The organism is Amycolatopsis sp. NPDC051371, assembly GCF_040682155.1.
In the GTDB taxonomy this organism is placed as follows: domain Bacteria; phylum Actinomycetota; class Actinomycetes; order Mycobacteriales; family Pseudonocardiaceae; genus Amycolatopsis.
The window spans coordinates 80,203-97,754 of the sequence record NZ_JBFBAG010000014.1 but is presented as its reverse complement, the minus strand read 5'-3'; the positions used below and the strand labels follow the sequence as shown (position 1 = coordinate 97,754).

Annotated in this window: 22 protein-coding genes and 1 pseudogene; 8 read left to right on the top strand and 15 right to left on the bottom strand. The window is 72.9% G+C overall.

What is annotated here, in order from left to right:
- Window positions 1-86 precede the first annotated feature (86 nt).
- Window positions 87-1,715: an L-glutamate gamma-semialdehyde dehydrogenase gene (gene pruA, locus AB0M59_RS19205; protein WP_364616672.1), complete on the top strand. Its 1,629-nt coding sequence runs from the start codon at window positions 87-89 to the stop codon at window positions 1,713-1,715.
- A 13-nt stretch (window positions 1,716-1,728) separates the two neighbouring features.
- Window positions 1,729-2,658: a proline dehydrogenase family protein gene (locus tag AB0M59_RS19200; protein WP_364616670.1), complete on the top strand. Its 930-nt coding sequence runs from the start codon at window positions 1,729-1,731 to the stop codon at window positions 2,656-2,658.
- A 67-nt stretch (window positions 2,659-2,725) separates the two neighbouring features.
- Here AB0M59_RS19200 and AB0M59_RS19195 read toward each other — a convergent pair whose 3' ends face one another.
- Entirely contained in the window at window positions 2,726-3,097 is a 372-nt protein-coding gene (locus tag AB0M59_RS19195) for a thioredoxin family protein (protein ID WP_329049454.1), read from the bottom strand.
- Window positions 3,098-3,183: 86 nt separating this feature from the next.
- Here AB0M59_RS19195 and AB0M59_RS19190 point away from each other — a divergent pair, with 86 nt between their 5' ends.
- Entirely contained in the window at window positions 3,184-3,426 is a 243-nt protein-coding gene (locus AB0M59_RS19190; RefSeq protein WP_364377186.1) for a DUF2630 family protein, read from the top strand.
- Window positions 3,427-3,554: 128 nt separating this feature from the next.
- Here the strand turns inward: AB0M59_RS19190 and AB0M59_RS19185 are convergent, their stop codons facing one another.
- The 11 genes from AB0M59_RS19185 to AB0M59_RS19135 form a co-directional block, all read right to left on the bottom strand.
- Entirely contained in the window at window positions 3,555-5,117 is a 1,563-nt protein-coding gene (locus AB0M59_RS19185; protein WP_364616668.1) for an alpha/beta hydrolase, read from the bottom strand.
- 71 nt (window positions 5,118-5,188) lie between these two features.
- Window positions 5,189-6,268: an ATP-dependent DNA ligase gene (locus AB0M59_RS19180; protein WP_364616666.1), complete on the bottom strand. Its 1,080-nt coding sequence runs from the start codon at window positions 6,266-6,268 to the stop codon at window positions 5,189-5,191.
- Window positions 6,269-6,294: 26 nt separating this feature from the next.
- Window positions 6,295-6,894, bottom strand: coding sequence for an alkaline shock response membrane anchor protein AmaP (locus tag AB0M59_RS19175; protein WP_364616664.1), 600 nt, complete (start codon window positions 6,892-6,894; stop codon window positions 6,295-6,297).
- The gene (locus AB0M59_RS19170) at window positions 6,891-7,427 is read right to left on the bottom strand and encodes a DUF6286 domain-containing protein (protein ID WP_364616662.1); all 537 of its coding nucleotides are present in this window, start codon (window positions 7,425-7,427) and stop codon (window positions 6,891-6,893) included. The genes AB0M59_RS19175 and AB0M59_RS19170 overlap by 4 nt, the downstream gene beginning before the upstream one ends.
- 2 nt (window positions 7,428-7,429) lie before the next feature.
- Complete coding sequence (locus AB0M59_RS19165; protein ID WP_364616660.1) at window positions 7,430-7,780, bottom strand: Asp23/Gls24 family envelope stress response protein; 351 nt, start codon at window positions 7,778-7,780, stop codon at window positions 7,430-7,432.
- Window positions 7,777-7,953 carry a hypothetical protein gene (locus AB0M59_RS19160; RefSeq protein WP_086674141.1) on the bottom strand — a complete coding sequence of 59 codons (177 nt, stop codon included), beginning with the start codon at window positions 7,951-7,953 and terminating at the stop codon, window positions 7,777-7,779. The genes AB0M59_RS19165 and AB0M59_RS19160 overlap by 4 nt, the downstream gene beginning before the upstream one ends.
- Before the next feature lie 114 nt (window positions 7,954-8,067).
- Window positions 8,068-8,250, bottom strand: coding sequence for a hypothetical protein (locus AB0M59_RS19155; RefSeq protein ID WP_364616658.1), 183 nt, complete (start codon window positions 8,248-8,250; stop codon window positions 8,068-8,070).
- A complete protein-coding gene (locus AB0M59_RS19150; RefSeq protein ID WP_364616656.1) occupies window positions 8,247-8,684 on the bottom strand; it encodes an Asp23/Gls24 family envelope stress response protein in 438 nt (145 codons plus the stop codon). The genes AB0M59_RS19155 and AB0M59_RS19150 overlap by 4 nt, the downstream gene beginning before the upstream one ends.
- A 90-nt stretch (window positions 8,685-8,774) precedes the next feature.
- Window positions 8,775-9,188: an Asp23/Gls24 family envelope stress response protein gene (locus AB0M59_RS19145; protein WP_364616654.1), complete on the bottom strand. Its 414-nt coding sequence runs from the start codon at window positions 9,186-9,188 to the stop codon at window positions 8,775-8,777.
- On the bottom strand, window positions 9,188-9,748 hold the full coding sequence (locus AB0M59_RS19140; RefSeq protein ID WP_364616652.1) for a sigma-70 family RNA polymerase sigma factor: 561 nt from the start codon (window positions 9,746-9,748) through the stop codon (window positions 9,188-9,190). Before AB0M59_RS19140 ends, AB0M59_RS19145 begins: the two co-directional genes overlap by 1 nt.
- Complete coding sequence (locus tag AB0M59_RS19135; protein ID WP_364616651.1) at window positions 9,745-10,482, bottom strand: pyrimidine reductase family protein; 738 nt, start codon at window positions 10,480-10,482, stop codon at window positions 9,745-9,747. Before AB0M59_RS19135 ends, AB0M59_RS19140 begins: the two co-directional genes overlap by 4 nt.
- Window positions 10,483-10,571: 89 nt before the next feature.
- On the opposite strand from AB0M59_RS19135, the gene zapE reads away from it, so the two are divergent.
- Window positions 10,572-11,591 (top strand): cell division protein ZapE, encoded by a 1,020-nt coding sequence (gene zapE, locus AB0M59_RS19130; protein ID WP_364616649.1) that lies wholly within the window; start codon window positions 10,572-10,574, stop codon window positions 11,589-11,591.
- Here the strand turns inward: zapE and AB0M59_RS19125 are convergent.
- Entirely contained in the window at window positions 11,545-12,096 is a 552-nt protein-coding gene (locus AB0M59_RS19125; RefSeq protein WP_364616815.1) for a phosphatase PAP2 family protein, read from the bottom strand. The genes zapE and AB0M59_RS19125 overlap by 47 nt on opposite strands.
- Before the next feature lie 80 nt (window positions 12,097-12,176).
- Between AB0M59_RS19125 and AB0M59_RS19120 the strand changes: the two genes are divergently transcribed.
- Window positions 12,177-13,061, top strand: a complete 885-nt coding sequence (locus AB0M59_RS19120) for an FAD-dependent oxidoreductase (protein ID WP_364616647.1) — start codon at window positions 12,177-12,179, stop codon at window positions 13,059-13,061.
- Here the strand turns inward: AB0M59_RS19120 and AB0M59_RS19115 are convergent.
- Together AB0M59_RS19115 and rocD are read right to left on the bottom strand one after the other, a co-directional pair.
- Window positions 13,050-14,408: a DUF2252 domain-containing protein gene (locus AB0M59_RS19115; RefSeq protein ID WP_364616646.1), complete on the bottom strand. Its 1,359-nt coding sequence runs from the start codon at window positions 14,406-14,408 to the stop codon at window positions 13,050-13,052. The genes AB0M59_RS19120 and AB0M59_RS19115 overlap by 12 nt on opposite strands.
- A 100-nt stretch (window positions 14,409-14,508) precedes the next feature.
- Entirely contained in the window at window positions 14,509-15,741 is a 1,233-nt protein-coding gene (rocD, locus tag AB0M59_RS19110; protein WP_364616644.1) for an ornithine--oxo-acid transaminase, read from the bottom strand.
- Window positions 15,742-15,885: 144 nt separating this feature from the next.
- On the opposite strand from rocD, the gene AB0M59_RS19105 reads away from it, so the two are divergent.
- The 3 genes and pseudogenes from AB0M59_RS19105 (at window position 15,886) to AB0M59_RS19095 (ending at window position 17,540) form a co-directional block, all read left to right on the top strand.
- Window positions 15,886-16,206, top strand: a complete 321-nt coding sequence (locus tag AB0M59_RS19105) for a metalloregulator ArsR/SmtB family transcription factor (protein WP_364616642.1) — start codon at window positions 15,886-15,888, stop codon at window positions 16,204-16,206.
- 195 nt (window positions 16,207-16,401) lie between these two features.
- Window positions 16,402-16,671 (top strand): annotated as a pseudogene (locus AB0M59_RS19100) (SRPBCC domain-containing protein); the annotation flags it as partial.
- A 17-nt stretch (window positions 16,672-16,688) separates the two neighbouring features.
- A complete protein-coding gene (locus tag AB0M59_RS19095) occupies window positions 16,689-17,540 on the top strand; it encodes a PPK2 family polyphosphate kinase (RefSeq protein ID WP_364616640.1) in 852 nt (283 codons plus the stop codon).
- Window positions 17,541-17,552: the final 12 nt, after the last annotated feature.

Genomic DNA, 17,552 nt, shown 5'->3' with positions numbered 1-17,552 from the left:
TTTTAGCCGCTCGAACAAGCCGCCACCGCGTGTCCGGAGTTACCGTTCGGGGCATCCAGACGTACAGGAAAGGCAGAGGAGCCGCCGTGGACGCCGTGACCCAGACCCCCGCCCCGAAGAACGAGCCGGTGCTCACGTACGCGCCGGGCAGCGCTGAGCGCGCGGAGCTCGAGGGTGCGCTCAAGCGGCTGGGCCAGGCGGAACCGATCGACCTGACCGTCACCGTCGGCGGCGAGCAGCGTCCCGGCGGCGGCGAGAAGATCGACGTCGTCCAGCCGCACAACCACAAGCACGTGCTGGGCACCATCCACAGCGCCACCCAGCAGGACACGACCGACGCGATCGCGGCCGCCGCGAAGGCCGCGCCGGAGTGGCGCGCGCTGTCCTACGACGACCGCGCCGCGATCCTCCTGCGCGCGGCCGACCTGCTGACCGGCCCGTGGCGCGCCACCCTGAACGCCGCCACCATGCTGGGCCAGTCGAAGACCGCGACCCAAGCCGAGATCGACGCCGCCTGCGAGCTCGCCGACTTCTGGCGCTTCAACGTCGAGTTCGGCCGCCGCGTCCTCACCGAGCAGCCGATCAGCTCGCCCGGCGTGTGGAACCGCCTGGAGCACCGCCCGCTCGAGGGCTTCGTCTACGCGATCACGCCGTTCAACTTCACCGCGATCGCCGGCAACCTGCCGACCGCGCCCGCGCTGATGGGCAACACGGTGCTGTGGAAGCCGTCGCCGACGCAGTCGTTCGCCGCGCACCTGACCATGCGGCTGCTCGAAGAGGCCGGCATGCCGCCGGGTGTCATCAACCTGCTGCCGGGCGACGGCAAGGCCGTCTCCGAGGTCGCCCTGACCCACCGCGACCTGGCCGGCATCCACTTCACCGGCTCGACCCCGACGTTCCAGCACCTGTGGAGCACGGTCGGCGCGAACATCGCGGGCTACCGCGGCTACCCGCGCCTCGTCGGCGAGACCGGCGGCAAGGACTTCGTGCTCGCGCACCCGTCCGCCGACGTCGACGTGCTGCGCACCGCGCTGGTCCGCGGCGCCTTCGAGTACCAGGGCCAGAAGTGCTCCGCCGCTTCGCGTGCGTACGTCCCGCGCAGCCTGTGGAACCAGCTGAAGGACGGCCTGGTCTCCGAGACCGAGGCGCTGTCCTACGGCGACGTCACCGACCTGTCGCACTTCGGCGGCGCGGTGATCGACGCTCGCGCGTTCGCCAAGCACACGGCGCTGTTCGACAGCGTGCGTGACGACGCTTCGGTCGAGGTTCTCACCGGTGGCACGGCCGACGACAGCGTCGGGTACTTCGTCAAGCCGACGATCCTCGTGTCGGACAACCCGAAGCACGAGATCTTCTCGACCGAGTACTTCGGCCCGATCCTGTCGGTTCACGTCTACGAGGACGGCGACTTCGACGCCGTGCTGAAGCTGGTCGACGAGACCGCCGCGTACGCGCTGACCGGCGCGATCATCGCCAACGACCGCACGGCCGTGGCGAAGGCGTCCGAGGCGCTGCGGTTCGCCGCGGGCAACTTCTACGTCAACGACAAGCCGACCGGTGCCGTCGTCGGCCAGCAGCCGTTCGGCGGCGCGCGGGCCTCGGGCACCAACGACAAGGCGGGCTCGATCTTCAACCTGCAGCGCTGGACGAGTCCGCGCTCGATCAAGGAGACCTTCGTGCCGCCGACCTCCGTGCGCTACCCGCACCAGGGCTGAGAGGGAGACCGTCATGTTGCGTGCCCCGCTGCTCGCCGCCGCCCGCTCTCGGAAGATCCGGGCGCTCGTCGAAGCCGTGCCCGCCACGCGGTCCGTGGTGCGCCGGTTCGTGGCCGGGTCCGAGACCGCCGACGCCGTCCGCGTGGCCGGGGAACTGGCCGCGGACGGCCGGCGGATCACTCTCGACCACCTGGGCGAGGACACCACCGACGCCGCGCAGGCCGCGTCCACGGTCGCGGCGTATGAAGCCGTGCTGTCGGCCCTGGCTTCGGAAGGGCTGGCCGAGGGTGCCGACGTCTCGGTGAAGCTGTCGGCGGTGGGGCAGTTCCTGCCGTCGAACGGCGAGGACGTCGCGCTGGAGAACGCGCGGAAGATCTGCGCGGCGGCCGAAGCGGTCGGGGCCACCGTGACGCTCGACATGGAGGACCACACCACCACGGACTCGACGCTCGGCATCCTGCGCGAGCTGCGCGGCGAGTACCCGTGGGTCAGCGCGGTGCTGCAGGCCTACCTGCGGCGCACCGAGCAGGACTGCCGGGAGCTGTCCGGGCCGGGGTCGCGCGTGCGGCTGTGCAAGGGCGCGTACGCCGAGCCGGAGTCGGTCGCGTTCGCGGAGAAGTCCGAAGTGGACAAGTCCTACGTCCGCTGCCTGCGCGTCCTGATGGCCGGGCAGGGCTACCCGATGGTCGCCTCGCACGACCCGCGGATGATCGAGATCGCCGCCACGCTGGCGGTCGAGAACGAGCGCCGGGACGACGACCACGAGTTCCAGATGCTCTACGGCATCCGGCCGGAGGAGCAGGCGCGGATCGCGGCTTCGGGCTCGCGCATGCGCGTCTACGTGCCCTACGGCGACGAGTGGTACGGCTACTTCATGCGCCGGCTGGCCGAGCGCCCGGCGAACCTGGCGTTCTTCCTGCGCGGGCTCGCGACGAAGTCCTGAAACACCGTGAAGGCCACCTTCGGGAACTTGAAGTTCCTGAAGGTAGCCTTCACGGCTGTGGTGGTGGTCAGGCCTGTTCGGCCTCGGCTTCGGCGGCCTTGCGCTTGACCTCGTCCATGTCGACGTCGCGGGCCTGCTTGATGAGCTCTTCCAGAGCCGGCTCGGGCAGGGCGCCGGGCTGGGCGTAGATCAGCGTCTTGTCGCGGATGATGGCCAGCGTCGGGATGGAGCGGACGTCGAAGGCGGCGGCGAGCTGCTGCTGCGCTTCGGTGTCGACGCTCGCGAACACGAGGTCGTCGTGCTTCTCGGAGGCCTTCTCGTAGACCGGCGCGAACTGGCGGCACGGCCCGCACCAGCTCGCCCAGAAGTCGATCAGGACGAACTCGTTGTCGTTTACCGTCTGGTCGAAGTTCTCGGCAGTCAGCTCAACGGTGCTCATGCCCTGGTCAACGAAGCGGGCGCGGCGGGAATTCCCGGGGCCGGGGTAGCGTCTTCCCGAGCGCAACCCGTACGAGGAGGAACACGATGGCCGACGGCGAAATCCTGGGCCGGATCGACGAACTGATCGCGGAGGAGCACGAGCTCCGGTCGCGCTCGGTCGGCGTGGGGCTGGGCGGCGGCGACAAGGATCGCCTCACCGCGGTCGAGCAGCAGCTCGACCAGTGCTGGGACCTGCTCCGGCAGCGGCGCGCGAAGACGGAGTTCCACGAGAACCCGGACGAGGCCGCGGCCCGCCCGGTCTCCGAGGTGGAGTCCTACCGCCAGTAACCCGTCACTCGCGTGATCGGGCACGTGACTCGCGTGATTGAAGCCGGAACTCGCGAGTCACGGCTCCGATCACGCGAGTTCCGTCTCTGATCACGCGAGTTACGGCCCGGATCACGCGGGTTACGGGGTCAGGCTGGGCAGAGGGTGCCGTCGGCGGGGATCTTGCCGTCGATCAGGAACGCGCGGGCCGCGTCCGTGACGCACGGGGACGCGCCCACCGCGCCGTGGCCCGCGCCCTGCCACGTGATCGTCACCGCCGAGGGCATCTGGTCGGCCGCGCGGGTGCTGCCCACCTGGGGCGTCACCGGGTCGGCCGCGGTGGCCGTGACCAGGATCGGCGGCGCGCCGGTCGCCCCCGCCGCCGGCAGCGGCTCGGTCCGCACCGGCCACGGCCCGCACCAGGCCAGCTGCTGGGCGACGACCGCGCCGAACTGCGGGTACTTCGCCCGCATCCCGGCCGCGACCTGGTCGAGCTGGTCGGCCGAGAGCCGGGTCTGGCTGTCGTTGCAGTGGGTCGCGATCGTGACGTCGAGCCGCGACGGCTGGGCGCGCGAGTCGTGCAGCGCCGGCGCGGCGAAGGCCGCCAGCGGCCGGATGTTCCCCGACCGCGCCGCCGCGATCGCGTCGGCCAGCTCCGGCCACCGCGAGCGCTGCGCCAGTCCCGAGTAGACGGCGAACATCGCCACCCCCGGCCCGAACGCGACGCCGTCGTCGGTCAACGGCGCGATGTTCTGCCGCAGCTGATCGGTGAGCCCGGCCAGCGCCGCCTTCGGGTCGCCGAGGGTGCACTTGCGCGCGGCGCAGTCCGTGGCGAAGGCGTCCAGCGTGGACTGGGCGCCGGCGGCGACCGCGTCGAGCACCGCGGCGGTGTCCGGGCCCGGGTCGGGGACGCCGTCGAGCACCATCCGGCCGACCTGGCCGGGGAAGCGCACCGCGTACTGCGCGAGGACCCTCGAGCCGTCGCCTCGCCCGAGCGCGTCGAGCCGTTCCATGCCCAGCTGCTTGCGCAGCTCGTCGAGGTCGCCGGCCGTGCGCCAACTGTCCAGCGCGGTCTGGGAGTCGTCCAGCTCGATCGCGCACTGCTGCCCGGCCTTGCGCGCGGCGTCCAGCACGTCCTGCAGGTCGCCCTGCGCCGGGTCCGCGTCGATCAGGTCGTGCCGGATGTCGTCGGGCACGCACTGGGCGGGGCCCGAGAGCCCGGTGCCGCGCCGGTCGAGGCCGATCAGCGAGAACTTCTCCAGGAACGCCGGCGGCAGCGTCGCCGCGAGCCGCGCGGCGTAGACCGTGCCCGGTTCGCCGTCGACGTCGTTGACGACGACCAGCGGCACCGGGCCGGACCCGACCTTCAGCGCCAGCAGCCGCACCACCGAACGCCGGGCCTCGCCGGGCGCGTCGAGCGGCGCGGTGACCCGGGCGCAGGTGAAGTGCAGGGTGTCCGGGACGCCGGGGGTGCCGATCCGCTGCCGGGTGTCGTCGTCGCAGTCGGCCCACCGCAGCGACGGCGACTGCGGTTCGCCCAGCGGCGGCAGCGGCACCGCGGGCGTGCCCGTCGGCGAGGCGGCCGTCGTCTTCCCGTCGTTCTCGACCAGCGCCGGGCGGACCGACGGCCCGGCGGCGCAGCCCGCGGCGGAACCCAGGGCGAGCAGCGCGACCAGGAGACGGGAACGGCGGCGCACGGGCGAGGTCCTCACGTAGATCACAGGCAGGGCGGTGTTGCTTCGAAAGCAGGGCCGAGCTTCGCACGGCCGGTGTGGGACGAGGGTTAGCGGGTCCGCACCACCTGGCCGCGGAACACGGCGTCGAGGTCGTACCGGGCGGGCTCCTCCAGCTGGCCGTAGTCGCACGACGCGGGCTCGCGGTCCGGGCGCCACCGGACGAACCGCGCGTTGTGCCGGAACCGCGACGGCATCCCGCCTTCGGTGTTCTCGTAGGCCGCCTCGACGACGCGCTCGGGCCGCAGCGGCACCCACTCGTGCTCGGTGGCGCGCCAGCGGGTGATGCCGCCGGGGATCCGCTGGGCCTCGCCGGTGGCCTTGCCGCCCCAGGGGTGCTCCTCGCCGTCGGTGACCAGCGGCGCGAGTTCTTCGGCGAGTTCGCGACGGCGTTCCTTGGGGAACGACCCGATGGTGCCGACGTGGTGCAGCACGCCGGCGTCGTCGAACAGGCCCAGGAGAAAGCTGCCGACGAGTTCGCCGGGGCCGCCGTCGACGTGCCAGCGCAGCCCGGCCAGGACGCAGTCGGCGGTGCGCAGGTGCTTGTACTTGTGCAGGACGCGCTTGCCCGGCGTGTACGGCTCGTCCAGGGGCTTGCCGATGACGCCGTCGAGGCCCGCGCCCTCGAACAGCTCGAACCAGTGCCGCGCGGTGGCGGGGTCGGTCGTGGCCGGGGTGAGCGCGAACCGGTCGCCGGCCAGCTCGACGAGCCGTTCGCGGCGGGCGGACGTCGGCTCGTCCAGCAGGGACTCGTCGTCGAGCGCGAGGACGTCGAAGGCGACGAACTCGGCGGGCTGCTCGGCGGCCAAGAGTGTGATGCGGCTTTCGGCGGGGTGGATCCGCTCGGTGAGCGCGTCGAAATTGAGCCGCCCGCCGCGCGCGACGACGAGCTCGCCGTCCAGCACGACCCGCGGTGGCAGGATCTCCAGCAGCCGCGCGACCGCCTCCGGGAAGTACCGGTTGAGCGGCTTTTCCGCGCGGGACTGCAGGTACAGCTCGTCGCCGTCCTTGAAGACGATGCAGCGGAAGCCGTCCCACTTCGGCTCGAACAGCAGGCCCCCGGAGTCCGGGATGGCCTTCGCGGGCTTGGCGAGCATCGGCTTCAGCGGCGGCTGCAGCGGTAGGGGCATGCCCGCATTCTGCGGAAAGTCGCCGCTCAGCGCACGCGTTTCGCCGCGCTCGTGTCGAGTTCCAGGCGGACGGCCGTGGGGAGGACGTCGAGGCCGAGCGACTCCCGCGCCCTGGTCAGGACGCGCGTGTCCAGCTCCGTCCAGACGCTTCTGAGGTCGGTTCCCTCGTTCAGCCACAGGGTGACGCGCAAGGCGGGAGACGTCCGCGAGCCGACCGCGCGGACCCGGGCCCGGCTCACGCCGTCGAGCTGTTCCGCGTCGGCCTGGACGGCGCCGGAGATCGCGGCGGCGGTGACGACGAGCTCCGCGCCCTCGGTCCGGTCGAGGTCCACGTCGGGCCGCGGTTCCGGGCGCAGCGAACGCAGCGTCCCCCGCAGGCCGAGCACCAGGAGCAGGACGCCGAGCACGATCGCGACGATCCGGGCGGGCGTGGCGTGGCCGCCGAGCCAGTCGAGGGCCATCGGGTCGAGCAGCGGCCGGCGGCCGCGGAACTCGCCGAGCAGGCCGAAGCCGACCACGAGGGCGAGCGCCCCGCCGGCCAGGGCCAGCAGCCCGACGAGGAACGCCCAGGTGCGTTCGCCCGTGTACGACCGGGAGAGCGCCTTCGCGGCGACAGATTTGCTCATCGGCGGTCCTTGGGGGAGTCGACCACGACGGACACCTTCGGCCGCCGCACGAGCGGGACGTCGTCGAGCAGCGCGGACACCGTCGCCAGCAGCCGAGGCCGCAGCTCGCCCTCGGTTTCGAGGGTGCTCTTCGCGCGGACGCGGACGCGGCGGGCGCTCGCGGTGACCGTCGCGCCGGCGACGTTGTCCTGGGCGCGCACGGTGAGCCCGACCAGCCGGGCCAGCGAGCGCGGCGACGTCGAGACGCTCACCTCGTCGGCCGGGTCGGTGAGCCGGATCGCGCGGTTCCCGGCGCCCAGGGCGCACAGCAGCAGGACGAGGCCGGCGGCGGCGAGCACGCCGGCGCCGACGCGCACCGCGTAGGCGTCCCAGCCCAGCGACGCGAGCTCGGCCTGCCAGCGCGGCCACGGCACCAGCAGCGGGCCCGATTCCGGGCGCCACCAGTGCCAGCCGACTTCGAGCGCGAGCAGCGCCCCGGCGGCCGCGACGGTCAGGGCGAGCAGCGTGGACAGGAGGCGGACGAGCGGACGCACGGCTACCGCACCCTCGGCGGCACGTCCGGCAGGAGCGCCGACACCGTCACGGCCAGGGTGCGCACGTGGTAGCCGGTGAGCAGCTCGACCTCCTCGGTGACCTTCTCGCGCACGACGCCGACGACGGTGCGCACCGGCGCCGGGTACTGCAGAGCGAGGTCGAGGGCGAGGTCGACGTCGTTGTCGAGGCCGCCGACCTTCGCCTTGGCGCCCTTCTCGGCGTCCCGGGAGGTCCCGGGCACCTGGTCGGCGGCGTGCTGGGCGACCTTGCGCACCACGGCGTGCCCGACGGTGAGGGTGCCGCGCTCGGCCGGTTCGGCGAGGTCGCGCGGCACGTCCAGGACGCGGCTCACTTGTCGCGGCCCTTGCCGAAGAGCTCGCCGAGGTCGAGCTCGCCGTCGAGGACCCGGCCGGCGACCAGGCCGATGATGCCGACGGCCAGGGTCACCAGGAACGCGGTGAACCCCTGGGACGCGGCGAGGCCGAGGATCAGCCCGGCCAGGAGCCCGGTCTGCGTTGCGTTCACATGTCCTCCTTGGACGGTCCTTGCTGGGAGCGGGTGCGGGTCACCGCACCCGGGGCGGACGACGGCGGAAGCGGGCCACCATCGCGGCGATCCCGCGGCGCCGGGCGACGAAGCTCATCGAGCGTCGTAGCGCGAACTGTCCACTTCGGACTCGACGACGGCCGGTTCCCCGGCCCGGAAGCGGGCCAGCCCGGCCGCGAACTGCGCCGGGTCACCGCCCACGTCCGGGTGGTGCGCGCGCACGAACGCGCGGAAGGCCGCCCGGCTCGCCGCGTCGCCCGCGTCGCGCCCGGTCATTCCACCCGCGTCGATTCGATTTCTTCCTCGCCCGGCAGGTGGATGTCGTTGACGGCGATGTTGACCTCGATCACCTCGAGGCCGGTGATCTGCTCGACCGCGGTGATCACGTTGCGCCGCACCGCGCGGGCGACGTCGGCGATGCGCGCGCCGTACTCCACGACGACGTCGAGGTCGATCGCCGTCTGCTTCTCGCCGACCTCCACCGCGACGCCGGCGGTCGTGACCGTGCCGGAGCCGGGGATGCGTTCGCGCAGGGCGCCGAGTGCGCGGGACACCCCGCCGCCGCCCAGGGCGTGCACCCCGGCGACCTCGCGGGTCGCCAGGCCGGCCACCTTCTGCACGACCACCGACGAGATCGTGGTGCGGCCGGCGGCGCCCTCTTCGTTGAGCGGGGTGACCGTGCCGGGGCTTTCGGTCCGTTCCGGGTACATGCGTGCGGGCTCCTCTCGCGGCGGTGTCTCGCCCGTACGATGCCCGCGAGCGCGCAAACCTCACGCAAGGTCCCCCGAACGGGGGAACGCCTAGCCGGGGTGGACGTCCACGACGTGCACGTTCACCGTCGTGGCCACCCCGAGCTGACGAGACAGCTCCGCGGTGATCTCCTCCCGCAGCGCCTCGGCGGCCGCGTCGGCGGCGACGCCGAACCGGACCGACACGAGCACCTGCACGGCGTCGTCCTCGACCGCGACGGCCGACACCCGCACCCCGTCGGGCGCCCGCTCGGCTGCGATGGCCGAGGCCAGCCGCGCGACGACGTTTTCGGTGACGCGCAGGCTGCCCGCCTCGCCGGGCACCTCGACGGCCGTCCGGCGGCCGCGCGCGACGGCCCGCAGCACGCGTTCGACCAGGCCGGGCGGGGTCGGCACCCGGCGCCGGGCAGCCGCGCGCACGGCGTCCCAGCGGGGGTCCCGCTCGGGGTCGGAAAGCTCGGCCATCACCGCTCCCTCAACTCGGCGAGCAGCGCCACCCTGGCCCGGTGCAGCCGCGAGCGCAAGGCGCCGACGTTCACGTCGAGCACTTCGGCGACTTCTTCGTAGCTCAGGCCCTCCAGTTCGCGCAGCACGAGCGGCACCCGCTGCGACACCTCCAGCCTGCCGATCGCGCGCAGCACCGCGTCGACCTCTTCGGCCCGCACGACGCGGCCTTCGGGGCCCGGATCGGCCCCGGCGAGCAGCGCACTGTCCAGAGTGGACTGACCGTCGGGTTCCGGCGCGTCGAGCGAGATCGTGGGCCGGCGCCGCCGCAGCAGCGCGAGCGCGCTGTTGGTGACCACGCGGTAGAGCCAGGTCGACACCGCGGACTCGTTCCGGAAGGAGCCGAGGGAGCGCCACGCGGCGAGCCACGAGTCCTGTACGACGTCCTCGGCCTCGGCGGCGCTGCCGGTGATCCGCAGCGCGACGCGGTACATCCGCGGGGTGTGCTGCCGCACGAGCGCGCCGAACGCCGCGTCGTCGCCGGCCGCGGCCCGGGCGAGGAGGCCGGCGTCGTCGCTCACCCGGCGTCCCGGCGGTAGCGCAGGAACGTGAAGCCATCCTCGACCAGGATCGACGCCAGCGCGAGCCGGCGCGGCACGGCCACCGGTCCCGCGGCGATCCGGGCCGCCGGACCGGCCACGAGCAGCGGCGCGACGGTCAGGCACAGCTGGTCGACGAGGTCGTCCGCGACGAGCCGGCCGAACAGCCGCGGGCCGCCCTCGCAGGCGACGCGACGCAGCCCGCGCGCGGCCAGCAGATCGAGTGCGTGACGGACGTCGACGTCGTCGGTGCCCGCCCGCAGGATCTCCGCCCCGGCGGCTTCGAGGGCGCCGGTAGGAGCGGCTTCGGTGGTCACCACGATCGGGGGAACGACGGTCTCGGTGAACAGCCGCGACGCCGGGTCGAGGTCCGCGGTGCGCGTCACGACGGCGATCGGCGGGACGCTCTCGAAGCCGAGCCGGCGACGGCGCTCCAGCCGCTTCGGACCCGCGACGACGCCGCGGTAGTCCTCCGCGCGAGCGGTGCCGGCGCCGACCAGGACGACGTCGGCGAGGTCGCGCCCGAGCAGGAAGACCCGCCGGTCGGCGGCGTGCGACAGGCCCGCCGACGTCGTGTCGACCTCGACGGCGCCGTCGGCCGAAGCGACGAAGTTCACCTGCACCCACGGCCGGTCGAGGTCCGCCGGGTAGGCGTAGATCTCTTCCAGGTCCGCCCCGGTCAGCTCGCCCGTCGAAGAGGGCCACACGCTCCGCACCAGACAATCCCAGCACGGGCGTGAACTGCGTCTCGACCGGGGGACAGGCCCGCTGACCGGCACCCGCTGCGCGGATAGGCTCTGCGACCATGGCCGCGCACCTCACCGACCGCCGTCCCGAGCTGTCCGCCGACGAGCTGATCGGTGCGCTGGTGCCCCCGCCGCGCTTCGACGCCGTGCGGTTCGAGACGTACCTCCCGAACCCGGACGAGCCGAGCCAGGCCGCCGCGGTCGAGGCCTGCTCGGCGTTCGCCGCCAAGATCGGCCCGCGCAAGGAGAAGAAGCGCTTCAAGCTCTTTGGCGGTTCCCCGGAGCCGGCCGGGCCGATGGGGCTCTACCTCGACGGCGGCTTCGGCGTCGGCAAGACCCACCTGCTCGCCTCGGCCTGGCACGCGGCGCCCTCGCCCAAGGCGTACGGCACATTCGTGGAACTGACCCACCTGGTCGGCGCGCTGGGCTTCGCCGAGGCCGTGCGGCGGCTTTCGGAGCACCGGATCCTGGCCATCGACGAGTTCGAGCTGGACGACCCGGGCGACACCACGCTGGTCACGCGGCTGCTGCAGGAACTGATGGACGCCGGCGTGTACATCGCCGCGACGTCGAACACGCTGCCGGAGAAGCTCGGCGAAGGCCGGTTCGCCGCCGAGGACTTCCTGCGCGAGATCCAGACGCTGTCGGCCCGGTTCGGCGTGGTGCGCGTCGACGGCCCGGACTACCGCCACCGCGGCCTGCCGGACGCGCCGCCACCGGTCACGCCGGACGTCCTCGAGGAGTCCGTCGCCGCGCACGAGGGGTCCACTGTGGACGATTTCGACGCGTTGTGCGCGCACCTGGCCGAGCTGCACCCGTCGCGCTACGGGCGGCTGCTCGACGGCGTCACCCGAGTGCACCTGCGCGGCGTCCACCCGGCGCCGGACCAGAACGTCGCGTTGCGGCTGGTCGCGTTCGCCGACCGGCTCTACGACCGGGCCATCCCGGTCGTCGTCTCCGGCGAGCCGCTGCCGGCGCTGTTCACCGAAGAGATGGTGAACGGCGGCTACCGCAAGAAGTACCTGCGCGCGGTCAGCCGGTTGACGGCGCTGGCACGCGACGCGGCACCGGCCACGTGAGCAGCACGACGGCGACCGCGAACAGCGTCCCGCCGACGACGTCGGTGAGGTAGTGGTAGCCCATGCCGACCAGCCCGGCCGTGGCGGCGAGCAGCGCCAGCGCGGCGAGCACGGCGACGACCGCTTTGCGCGTGACGAGGACGAGCACGGTCAGCACCGCGACCAGGCTCACCGTGTGCCCGCTCGGGTAGACCAAGGTGTCGTTCTTCCACCGGTCGTAGAGCGGTTTCAGCAGCCAGCTCGTCAGCAGGATCGCCAGCAGCGGCGCGCCGAGCGCGAACGCGGCGTCGGTCCGCCGCCCGGCGCGCAGGCACAGGACGACGGCGAGCACGCCGAGGGCGATCACGACGTACGGCTCGGTCGGGAGGACGAGCGCCCGCAGCACGCCGGGGCTCAGGTGCGCGATCCAGCCGGCGACCGTCGCGTCCACGGTGCCGGGGGTGGTCCCGCCGGCGAACGGCAGTCCCAGCAGCACCGCGAGCAGCCCGCAGACCGCGGCCGGCACCCACATCGTCCTCACCCGCGCGAGGGTAGCCGTGACTCGGTGGGACGGCCGTCTGCCACGATGCGGGGAGGGAGGAACCGATGCGGATCACAGTGGCGGGGGCCGGGATCATCGGCCTGAGCTGCGCGTACCGGCTGGCCGGTGCGGGACACGAGGTCAAGGTCGTCGCGGCGGCTCCGCCGGGGGAGACGACGTCGGCGACCGCGGGCGGGGTGCTGTACCCGCCGGTGCGCCGCCCGGACAAGCGGATCGTGCGCTGGACCGCCGAGACCTTGGCGGTGCTGCGCGCGCAGGAGGCGCCCGGAGTGCGCTTCCGCCGCGGCCGGGTCCTGCTGGCGCCGGGGGAGCCGGAGCCGCAGTGGCTGCCGGCGATGATCGACCCGGTCCGGGACGGTGACCGGCTGGTGTTCACGACGGCCGTGGTCGACACGCCGGTGTACCTGGACTGGCTGCTCGCGCAGGTGGTGTCGCAGGGCGTGCGCGTCGAGTACCGGTCGTTGACGTCGCTGGCGGGTCTCGGCCCGGTGGTCAACGCGGCGGGCCTGGGCGCGGGGGTTTTGGCGGGCGACGGGTCGATGGTCCCGATCGGTGGGCAGGTCGTGCACCTGAGCGACCCGGGCCTGACGGAGTTCGTGGTCGACGAGACGGGCCCGGGCGTCACGTACGTCATCCCGCAGGGCGGCCACGTGGTCTGCGGCGGCACGGAGGAGCCCGGCCGCGGCGACGTCGAGCCGAACCCCGGCGTGACGGCGGACATCGTGCGCCGCTGCCGCGAGCTGGTCCCGGCTTTGGCGGGGGCGGAGGTGCTGCGGTCGCTGGTGGGCCTGCGCCCGTTCCGGCCGGTGGTGCGGCTGGAGCGGGTGGGGGAGGTCGTGCACTGCTACGGCCACGGCGGCTCGGGGATCACGCTGGCCTGGGGCTGCGCGGCGGACGTCGCCGACCTCATGAGTGCCTCAAGTCGCTGAGAAGGCGGCGTGGTCGGCCTCCGTCCGGTCGGCGTAGCGCACGGCGTACGCGCCCATCGCCTCGTCCAGTTCGGAGTCGTCGGCGAAGTAGCCCGCGAGGAGCTTCGGGTGCAGCGACCGCGTGTGGGCGCGGGCGAGCAGGGCGCCGGCCAGCCGGCCGTAGTCGTCGAGGTGGTCCTTCTCCAGCGCCGCCGGGTCGATGTCGCCCTTGAGGTTCCGGAACTGGCGGACGATGTACGGGACGCCGTCGATCGTGGTCCAGCCGAGCAGGACGTCGGTTTCGGCCTGCACGAGCCGGGCGCCGTCGACGATCCGGCGTCCTTCGTGCTCGGCTTCCGGCAGGTCCAGGAATGGCGCGAGCGCGGGCTTTTGCGCCTGCTTCACCTGCAGCACCAGGTCTTCGTCGTCGTTGCCGTGCAGCAGGGCGACGTAGCTGCGCAAGCCCACGCTGCCGGTACCGACCACGCGGAAGGCGACGTCGGCGACGCGGTACCGCGCGATCAACGTCCGCCGGGACTCGCGCAGGGTGTCCACATAGGACACCAGTCCGGCGGCGACGGCTTCGGCGGTCCGCTCGTCGACGTGCGTCAGCACCGGCGGGTCCTCGACGAACCGGTGGCGCGCCAGGCCGGTCTCGTGGTCGTCGACGCGCTCGGTCCACTTCGCGGAGACCTTCGCGCTGTCGTTCTTGCGGGCCTTCTCGGCGGCGTCGGCGAAGTCGTCGATCAGCTCGTCCGCACGCGCCTTGGACAGCACCGAGGAGTCCGGCAGGGCGTTCCAGCTGCGCAGGAACGGCAGGTCGGCGAGCGCGCGGATGGTGCGGCGGTAGGACTTCACGGCGTCTTCGGCGGCTTCGCGGCAGCCGGACTCGCCGATACCGCCCTCGCGGCCGGCCAGCACGAGGCTGGCCGCGAGCCGCTTGAGGTCCCACTCCCACGGGCCCGGGACGGTCTCGTCGAAGTCGTTGATGTCCATCACGATCTTGCCTTCGGGGGTGCCGTAGAGCCCGAAGTTGGCGGCGTGGGCGTCGCCGCAGAGCTGCGCGGTGACCCCGGAGGACGGCGTGCCGGCGAGGTCGGCGCCCATCAGCCCGGCGGCGCCGCGGAAGAAGGTGAACGGCGAGGCGAGCATGCGTTCGCGGCGGAGTTCGGTCAGCTCCGGGAGGCGTCCGGCGTTGCTGGCGTCGAAGTACTGCTGGGGCGTCGGCCGGTCTTCACCGGCGGCTTCGTGGTCGTGCACCGCGGCGGGAGTCTTGTCCCGGAGCCGCTTCCCCCGGTCGTACAGCTCGGCCGGCGTGACGCTGTCGGCGCCGACCAGCGGCCGCTCCACCCAATCCCCTGTTCCCATACCGGGCACAACGTCCGAAGGGGACGATCTGCTCCCGGCCGGGAAGTTGTGCTCCGGATGCCGCCGGGGTGGGAGGCTCACCCGGCGGCATCCGGTGGTTTCAGGGGCGGATGACCTCGGCGATCGCGTCGATGCCGCGGTCCAGCTCCTCGCGGGTGATCACCAGCGGCGGCGCCACCCGCAGCGTGCGCTCGTGCGTCTCCTTGCACAGCACGCCCCGCGTCGCCAGCGCCTCGGACGCCTCGCGGCCCGACGGCCCGCCCGGGGCGATGTCGATGCCCGCCCACAGGCCGCGCCCGCGGACCTCGGACAGCCCGTTGCCGATCAGCTCACCGAGCCGGGTCTGGAGGTGCGCGCCCAGCTCCGTGGACCGCCGCTGGAACTCGCCGGTGGCCAGCAGGCGGACCACCGCGCGCCCGACCGCGCAGGCCAGGGGGTTGCCGCCGAACGTCGAGCCGTGCTCGCCCGGCTTCAGCACGCCCAGCACGTCGCGGCGGCCGGCCACCGCCGACACCGGCAGGATGCCGCCGCCGAGGGCCTTGCCCAGCGTGTACACGTCCGCGCGGACGCCTTCGTGGTCCAGTGCCAGCACCGTGCCGGTGCGGGCCAGCCCCGACTGGATCTCGTCGGCGATCAGCAGTACGCCGTGCTCGTCGCACGCCGCGCGGACGTCGGCGAAGTAGCCCTCCGGCGGCACGATGACGCCGGCCTCGCCCTGCACCGGCTCCAGCAGCACGGCGGCCGTGCGCGGGGTGATCGCGTCGCGCAGCGCGGCGGCGTCGCCGTACTTCACCGTGACGAAGCCGGGCGTGAACGGGCCGAAGTCGGCGCGGGCGGTCTCGTCGGTCGAGAACGACACGATCGTGGTGGTCCGGCCGTGGAAATTTTCAGCCCCAACGATGATTTCGGCGGTACCGTCGGGCACGCCCTTGATCCGGTGCGCCCACTTGCGGGCGATCTTGACCGCGGACTCGACGGCTTCGGCGCCGGAGTTCATCGGCAGCACGAGCTCGGTGCCGGTCAGCTCGGCCAGCTCGCGGCAGAACAGGCCCAGCTGGTCGTGGTGGAACGCCCGCGAGGTCAGCGTGACGCGGCCGAGCTGCTCGACCGCGGCGGCGATCAGGTCCGGGTGGCGGTGGCCGAAGTTCAGCGCCGAGTACCCGGAGAGGAAGTCGAGGTAGGACCGGCCTTCGACGTCGGTCACCGTGGCGCCGGAAGCTTCGGCGATCACGACGGGCAGCGGGTGGTAGTTGTGCGTGCTCCACCGCTCGTCGAGCTCGATGTAGCTCGCGGCGGTGGGGGCGGCGGTCTCCCGGCCGGCGAACGTCGTCATACGTTCAGGTTAGAGGCAGAACACGCAGAATTCAGCCGGGAATCATTGCTTTCACCCGTTGTTCGTTGCGCAGTAGTCGTGTCGCACCCCCGAAACGATGCGTGGCCGTTGACGGACTCATCGGTAAGTCGTAACTTACGGTTCGTGGCGACTTACGGAAGCGACCAGCTGGCCGCGCTGGCCGACCCGTCGCGGCGCGCGATCGTCGAAGCGCTCCGCGCCGGGCCCCGCGCGGTCGGCGAGCTGGCCGCAGACCTGCCGATCAGCCGCCCGGCCGTCTCCCAGCACCTCAAGGTGCTCAAGGAGGCCGGCCTGGTCGCGGACCGGGCCGAGGGCACGAAGCGGCTGTACCGCCTCGAGCCCGACGGCATCGCCGCGGTGCGCGCCTACCTCGACCGGATGTGGTCGGACGCGCTGAGGTCCTTCGCCGACCTGGCGGAATCCACCGAAGAGGAGCAGTCATGACGATCGAGCCGATCCGCAAGACGATCACCGTCGCGTGCTCGCGCGAGCACGCGTTCAAGACCTACACCGAGGCCTTCGACAGCTGGTGGCCGCGCGAGCACCACATCGGCCGGGGCGACCTCGCCGAAGCCGTCCTGGAGCCGAAGCCGGGGGGGGCGCTGGTTCGAGCGGACCACCGACGGCTCGGAGTGCGACTGGGGCGAGGTGCTCGTCTGGGAGCCACCCGCCCGGGTGGTCCTGTCGTGGCGGATCGACGGCGACTGGAAGGTGGACCCGGATCCCGCGCACGCCAGCGAGATTGAGGTCAGATTCGTCGAAGAGGGGCCGAGATCGACGCGCGTCGAGCTGGAGCACCGCGCCTTCGAACGGCACGGCGCGACCGCGGCGAAGGTCCACGACGGCGTCTCCGGCGAAGGTGGACACGGCGAACTGCTGAAATTGTTCGCCGAGAAAGCCGCCGCCTGAGCGGGTAACTTCGCGGGATGGCGAAGAAGGACGACGGAAGCCGGGTCCGGGATGCGCTGCGCCTCGGCGCGGAGCTGCCGGACCCGGGCTCGGCCCCGGTGGGGCCCGGCAAGAAGCCCAAGGCGCTCGCCAAGCTCGACAGCGCGGGCGAGCGGCTGTCCGCGCTGCAGGAGGCGCTCTACGCCGAGGGCGTCGGCGGCGGGCAGCGCAGCGTCCTGCTCGTGCTGCAGGGCATGGACACCTCGGGCAAGGGCGGCACCGTCTCGCACGTGCTCGGCCTGGTCAACCCGATGGGCGTCCGCTACGCCGGGTTCAAGGCGCCCACGACGGCGGAGCGCCGGCACCACTACCTCTGGCGGATCCGGCGGCAGCTGCCGGTGGCGGGCCAGATCGGCGTGTTCGACCGCTCGCACTACGAGGACATCCTGGTCCCGCGGGTGTCCGGGCTGCTCAGCGCGAGCGAACGGCGCCGCCGCTACGGCGAGATCAACGCGTTCGAGAAGGAGCTGACCGACGCGGGCACGACCGTCGTCAAGGTCTTCCTGCACATCTCGCCGGAGGAGCAGCTCCGGCGGCTGAAGGCCCGCCTGGAGACGCCCGAGAAGCACTGGAAGTACAACCCGGGCGACCTCGAGGCACGCTCGCACTGGCCGGCCTACCAGGAGGCCTACGCCGACATCTTCAAGAAGACGTCGACCGGCCACGCTCCCTGGTACGTCGTGCCCGCCGACCACAAGTGGTACCGGAACTGGGCCGTCGCGGAGCTGCTGATCGAGACCCTCGCCGAGCTGAAGCCGCGGTTCCCGGAGCCGGGCTTCGACGTCGCCGCGGAGCTGAAGAAGCTGAAGGGTGTTGGCGTCCCGTCGTGACCGTCTGAAAGA